The sequence below is a fragment of the Cryobacterium sp. TMT2-17-1 genome (genome assembly GCF_004402765.1).
Taxonomy (GTDB): domain Bacteria; phylum Actinomycetota; class Actinomycetes; order Actinomycetales; family Microbacteriaceae; genus Cryobacterium; species Cryobacterium sandaracinum.
Window position 1 is genome coordinate 1 of sequence record NZ_SOGC01000031.1, and the last position, 6,725, is coordinate 6,725.

Here is a 6,725-nt window from a genome sequence, read left to right on the forward strand (position 1 = left end):
CACCAGCTTGACGGCCTCGTCTTTGAGTTCAGAAGTGAACTCGCGGCGTGTGTTTCCCATGATGAACATTCTCTCGTGTGAGGTGTCCACCAACCGGGGTCAAGGCCAGTGTTGACTGTCTTGACCATCAACGGACGCAATGTGGCGCCTAATATTACATCAGCCACACGCCTCGATTGGATGAGGCGATGGCGGTGGCGCCTGCACCCAACGCTCCCATCACGTCATCCTTGTCACAGACCAATCCGCCCGCGATCAGCGGAAGCTCGGTCTCGTCACGCACCCATGAGATCACTCGGGGCATGCATCCGGGCAAGATCATAATTGCATCCGGTTCGGAGATCTTCACCTGCTTGGATACGTTGTTGTAGCTGAACGAATCGACCAGGAACAGTCGATGTATCGCTAGGAGACCGGCGGTCTTTGCCGCTTTCACCATGATGGATTTTGAACTCAGGACTCCGTCAGCTTGTGTGTGCGCTTTCAGGAAATCGACGGTGACTGGCTTGCTAGAAAAGCCATCAAGCAAGTCCACATCAACGAAGACCATTTTTCCCGCGCTCTTCAAGGACGCCACGATGCTGTGAATTGTCATCACGGACCCAAAAAGCACAAAAACAACGGGACAAGGGGCGCGTAGGACCGACCTCAATCCGTCTTCGTCCTTGATGCTTGCGATCACGGGGTGAAGTGATAGAACCTCGTCGATCAGGGTCGATCCGTCGGCCAAGCGATGATCTCCAGCGGGTGATGCTCGCACGATTTCATCCCTTGTTAAAGACCCGCCGTAGCAAGATCACCCACATGGCGAGATCACCCATCGGACGCACCTGATTTGGACACAGTGAACCCTAGTATGCCCGATTAATAGGCTAAATATGATGCCGACCGGTGGCAGGCGGTGGCGCTACTTTTCAGGCCCGTGCGCCGCAAGACTCCAGTTGCACGATCGTCACCGGGCCTGCAGAGGGTTCTTGTTCGAGACAAAACTGTCCGTGCTAGTCTTTCCAAGACCTCATAACTTAATACTCGTTCCAGGCCTAGCCCGGGACTGTTGCTTGAAACCTAGAGAACAGCGACCCCCTCATGTGAGGGGATCGCTGTTTTTTTGTATCCCCGAAGAGGTGGAACTTTGCTCGACACCAGCAAACAGGAACAACCAGAACGAATGGAACCGATCGCATTGATGAGTCTTACCCGTGAACAAATTGTTAGTGCCTACGTTGACATCCTCGGCAGCGAGCGAGTGATAACCGACGAGCAGACGCTGAAGGACAACAGTTCGGACCGGTACTACAAGGTAGAGAACATCTTCGGCATCTACGCCCTGCCACTCCCCGCAGCGTTGGTGAAGCCTGGTACCCCGCTCGAGGTGGCGCAGGTTTTGAAGTTCGCGAACGAAAATGGAATCAACGTTGTGCCGAAGACCGGTGGCTCCGCAACCGAGGGCGGTCTTGAGACGGTCGTCGAAAATTCGATCGTTGTGGATGGTTCGGGCATGAACCAGATTCTCACCATCGACACCACCAACATGCTCGCCACCGTCCAATGTGGTGTCTGTCTCGAAGACCTCGAAAACGAGCTTCGCGAGATCGGATACACCACAGGGCATTCGCCACAGTCCAAGCCGCTGGCACAGTATGGGGGGTTGGTCGCAACCCGCTCGATCGGGCAATTCTCCACTCTCTACGGCGGAATCGAAGACATGCTCGTTGGTGTCGAAACGGTCTTCCCGAACGGCGAAATCTGCCGCATCAAGAACGTGCCCCGTCGAGCGGCTGGGCCCGACATCCGCCACCTTGTAATTGGCAACGAGGGGGCGCTCAACTTCATCACCGAAGTGACCGTCAAGATTTTCCGTTACTACCCGGAGAACAACAAGTTCTACGGCTACCTGCTGAACGATATGAAGACCGGCCTTGAGATTCTTCGGGAGGTCATCACTCAGGGCTACCGTCCGTCCGTTGCGCGACTCTACGACAAAGAAGATGGGCTGTACCACTTCAAGCACTTCTCGGACGGTCGCTGCGTACTCATCTTCGTTGCCGAAGGACCCAAGCCCCTCGCTGACGCAACGGGAGCCGCAATCGAAGAGATCGTCTCCACCTTCGGTTCCGCGGATCGAGTCGAAGACAAGCTCATTGAAGACTGGTTCGACAACCTCAACTGGGATGTCTCGAAGATCGAAGAAGAACGTGTTGAGATTCGCGAAACTTTGATCAATGGCTTCACCACGGAGATCTCGGGCAACTGGAGTGTCATTCATGACATCTATACCAATGCGCTTGCCCGCATCCGGAACGAGATCTCGGCGGAGTTCAGCCTGCTCGGTGGCCACTCCAGCCACAGCTATCTCAACGGAACCAATTTGTACTTCGTCTACTACTACAAGATTGACGTGGATCCCACAGAAGAACGCGCCACGTACCACGACCCGATCCAGAACATCATCGTCGAGGAGACCCTGAAACTGGGCGGTTCGATGTGCCACCACCACGGCGTCGGGAAGCACCGCACGCACTTCCTGGCCGAGGAATACGGCTCCTCGCTGTACATGCTTGAAACGCTCAAGGCCGCGTTCGACCCGAACGGGATCATGAACCGCGGAACCATCTTCCCGCTCAAGAAGTAACGCTCCTCCTCCCGGCGCGGGTGCGCCAGGACGCACACAGTGACTATGACTCCTGGCGTACCCGCTCATACCAATATCGAAAAAGAAATTGAGAAAACGCATGACTGACGTCAAAATTTCGGACTTCCAGATGGACTTCTTCTCCATCAAGGGCAAGAACGCCATCGTCACCGGCGGCAACACCGGACTCGGACAGGCATTCTCGCTCGCCCTGGCCAAGGCAGGCGCGAATGTGTTCGCCGTCAGCATCATGCCCGACGACGGGGAAACCGGGGCGCTGGTCGATGCGGCCGGCGCGAAGTACGCCTATCTAATGTCGGATATCACGGTCGAGGGAAACCCCAAGAGAGTCGTCGAGGCCTGCATCGAGGAATTCGGCAGCATCGATATCCTTGTGAACTGCGCCGGTCGCAGCATCAATGAGTCCGATGTCACCAAGTACACGCGCAAGCAGTGGGACCCTATGGTTGCTCTCAACCTCACTGCGGCCTTCGAGATGTCGCACGAATGCGCCAAATACATGATCCCGCAGGGCAGCGGCAAGATAATCAACATCTGCTCGGTGTTTACCTTCCTCGGTGGCCAGTGGTCACCCGCGTACGCCGCCACTAAGCACGGCATCGCCGGATTCACCAAGGCGTACTGCGACGAGCTGGCGCAGTTCGGAATTCAGGTGAACGGCATCGCCCCCGGCTACTACGCCACCGAGCTCACGTCTGCAACCCGCGCCAACGCTGACACCAACCAGCGCGTTCTCGACCATATCCCGGCTAACCGGTGGGGTCAGACACAAGACCTCATGGGGGCAACAGTGTTCCTCGCAAGCCGCGCTTCCGACTACGTGAACGGGCACATCCTGAGCGTCGACGGGGGTTACTTGGTGCGCTAAGCGCCGGTAAATAACGATGAATCTAACAATGACAAAGAAGTACATTCTTGGGATCGACGGCGGCTCGCAAAGTTCGAAGGTCGTCATCTTTGACACCAAAGGACGAGTTGTGTGCGAGGCCAGCCAGGCCTTGGAGCCCCTTCACACACCCGAGCCGGGCGTTGTAGAACATCCACACGACGACCTCTACGACTCCATCGTTGCGGCTGCGTCCCGTGTAATGGAGGCGTTCCAAGGCGATCCAGCAGACATCATCGGGGTCGGCCTGTGCACCATTCGGTGTTGTCGAGCCTTGACCCGCGCGGACGGCACTCTCGTCGAGCCCGTCCAGAGCTGGATGGACCGACGCCTCGCCAAACCGTACGAAAAGACCAACGATGATGTCGTCTACGTCACGACGACGTCGGGCTACCTCATGGGGCGGCTCACCGGCCAGCTCACTGACACCGTCGCCAACTACATCGGTCCATGGCCAATGGACGTTGAGGCATGGGACTGGTTCAGTGACAAGGAAACCTTCGACTCCTACAACGTGAACCTGGACATGTTGTACCAGCTCCAAATGCCCGGCGACATCGGCGGCTACGTGAATGCACAGTTTGCGGCCATCACTGGAATCCCGCAGGGCCTCCCAGTGGTGCACACCGCAAACGACAAAGCCGCCGAAGCTCTCGGAGCCGGGCTCCGGGACGAGACGACGGGCCTGGTATCCCTCGGCACGTACATCACGGGGATGATCGTCGGCAAAGAATACGTTGCTGAACCGAATACCTACTTCTCCAATTTTGCGTCAGAACCGCACCGGTACATCTATGAGTGCGGCGGTATTCGCCGCGGCATGTGGACCGTTTCGTGGCTCCGCAACCTGCTCGGTAAAGAGGTAATTGAGGCCGCAGCGGCGGCCGGAGTGAGCGGAGATGAATATCTCAACTCACTGGCGTCTACCGTTGCGGCGGGTAGCGACGGTCTGATGTGCGTCCTCGATTGGCTCGCGCCTCCCACGCAGCCTCACAAAAAGGGAATGTTCCTCGGATTCGATGAGCGTCACAGCTACGCCCATATGTACCGCGCCATCCTCGAAGGCATCGCCTTCACCATGAAGCAAAACATGGTGGGCATGGAAGAAGAGCGACGCGCCAGCATCGGGACGCTCGTTGTGTCGGGAGGTGGTTCCTTCAGCGACCTTTGCATGCAGATCTTTGCCGATGTTTTTGGCATTCCTGCGGTGCGTAATGAAGTGCGCAACGCCGCCGGCCTCGGCGCCGCCATCTGTGTCGCCGTGGCCTGCAGCGTGTACCCGACCTTCGATGACGCCTCAAGCCACATGGTGCATCGCGAGGACTGCTTCGCGCCCAACCCCCAAAACGTTGACCTCTACGCCCAACTACGTGCGGTTCACGCCGAAATTGCTGCGCAGAACGACGCCATCCTCCAACGCACACACCGCATCCTCCTCGATCACAAAGGAACATTTGTAGATGCCTAAGCCCGGTCAATCAAAGAAGATTTTCCAACTCGTCCTCCTAATTTTGGCGGGAGGTTCCATCTACCCGTTGGTCTACCTGCGACAGAACTTCGAAGCGACCATCCTCGAGGTCTTCGAGATGTCCAACGCCGAGTTGGCGACTCTCTACTCGATGCTCGGCATCATCTTCGTGGTTGGCTATCTCCCCAGCGGGTGGTTGGCTGACAAATTCTCAACGAAGTACATGATCACTTTCTCACTGACACTCACAGCGGCAGCGGGATTGTTTTACGCCCAAATCCCGGACAAGTCGACGTTGGTCTTTATCTTCCTCGTCTGGGGCTTTGCCTCGGTGTTCACGTTCTGGAGCTCGCTGTTGAAAGCCGTGAATCTGCTCGCCGACAAGAACGAGGAAGGCAGATTCTTTGGAGCCCTTGATGGAGGGCGCGGAGTAGTTGAGGCGGCCCTGGCCACCGTGGCGGTTGCCATCTTCGCTGCGTTTGTTGGCGACGGCCCGTCAAATATCGCCCAGACTGAGGCAGGATTCCAGGCGGTCGTGTACATGTACTGTGCTGTCCTCATCGTGCTCGCTGTAGTCCTCTTCTTCGTGCTCTCAAGTGAAGAGAAAAAGATGGCCGGGACGACTAGTGACGAGTCGGTCGAATCGACCTTTGCTGCCGTCCGTCGAATCCTTAAAATCCGTGAAGTATGGGTTCTGATGTTCGCCCTATTCTGCGGATACACACTATTCTGGGCCTACTACTACTTCTCTGGATATCTGACCACCAACCACGCGGTGACCCCAGTTGCTGCCGGCGTAGTGACCGTCGTAGTGATGTGGATGCGCCCCATCGGTGGCTTCGGAGGCGGGTACCTCGCCGACAAACTCGGCAAGTCTCGAGTGCTGTCGGCGGCCATGTTGATTTCTGCGCTGGGGCTTATTGGTTTGGCAATTATGCCCGGTGGTTCGGCCATTGGCCTGGTGTACGTGCTGGTCGTGTTGGTAGGTCTGTTCGTGTACGTCATCCGCGGTGTCTACTGGTCTTTGCTTGAAGACTGCCGTGTTCCCGTGGCGGCGACCGGAATTGCGATTGGGCTCATCTCATTGGTCGGTTACCTTCCAGACATCTTCCTGCCACAGATCAGCGCGGCAATCTACACCGCCTATGGTGATGACGTGGCTGGCGCCAATAACCTCTACTTCCTGATCACTGCTGGCATCGGCCTGGTAGGTGCGGCTGCTGCAGCGTACTTTGCCATTTTGGTCAAGAGGCGCAAGGTCGCAGAGGCTGCGCTAGCCGAGGCTGAGCAGGGCACTGTTCCGACTATCCCGGTTAGAACCTAAACCTCGATTCACCGATCAGTGCGGGGTGCAGGTTGGCCCCGGATCTCCTGTCATCGCCCGGACCGTTGCTCGGCCCTGACCTGATGCTTGGCCCGGGCCGAGCATCAGGTCAGGGCCTCCCACAGTGAACCGTCCCGGGTTTATGCCGCCGTTTTGTTGGCGGCTCCGTCTCTTAACGGGCCGGCTTCGACACACGAAGGTTACGTGGCCTTGCCCCCGGTTAGTAGACACGGGGTTATGCGGCTTTAGCGAAGACCGCGTTCTGGTTTGAGTATTGCAGCTCGAAGTCGACGGGGCTGACCTGGCCGAGGGAGGTGTGTCGGCGGCGCCGGTTGTAGCGGTCCTCGATCCAGGCGCCGACCTCTTTGGATGCCTTGTTTTTGCTGGGCCAGGC

General features: G+C 57.3%; 5 protein-coding genes. 4 read left to right on the forward strand and 1 reads right to left on the reverse strand.

The window, feature by feature from the left end; translation table 11 throughout:
- Nucleotides 1-154: 154 nt before the first annotated feature.
- Nucleotides 155-760, reverse strand: a complete 606-nt coding sequence (locus tag E3O47_RS08395) for a glycerol-3-phosphate responsive antiterminator (RefSeq protein WP_198418023.1) — start codon at nt 758-760, stop codon at nt 155-157.
- A gap of 372 nt (nt 761-1,132) precedes the next feature.
- Here E3O47_RS08395 and E3O47_RS08400 point away from each other — a divergent pair, with 372 nt between their 5' ends.
- From E3O47_RS08400 to E3O47_RS08415, 4 genes are all read left to right on the forward strand, one after another.
- The gene (locus E3O47_RS08400) at nt 1,133-2,632 is read left to right on the forward strand and encodes an FAD-binding oxidoreductase (RefSeq protein WP_241986135.1); all 1,500 of its coding nucleotides are present in this window, start codon (nt 1,133-1,135) and stop codon (nt 2,630-2,632) included.
- Nucleotides 2,633-2,762: 130 nt separating this feature from the next.
- Entirely contained in the window at nt 2,763-3,521 is a 759-nt protein-coding gene (locus tag E3O47_RS08405; RefSeq protein WP_241986137.1) for an SDR family oxidoreductase, read from the forward strand.
- A gap of 28 nt (nt 3,522-3,549) precedes the next feature.
- A complete protein-coding gene (locus E3O47_RS08410) occupies nt 3,550-5,007 on the forward strand; it encodes an FGGY-family carbohydrate kinase (RefSeq protein WP_134420199.1) in 1,458 nt (485 codons plus the stop codon).
- Nucleotides 5,000-6,331, forward strand: coding sequence for an MFS transporter (locus E3O47_RS08415; RefSeq protein ID WP_134420201.1), 1,332 nt, complete (start codon nt 5,000-5,002; stop codon nt 6,329-6,331). The genes E3O47_RS08410 and E3O47_RS08415 overlap by 8 nt, the downstream gene beginning before the upstream one ends.
- Nucleotides 6,332-6,725 lie beyond the last annotated feature (394 nt).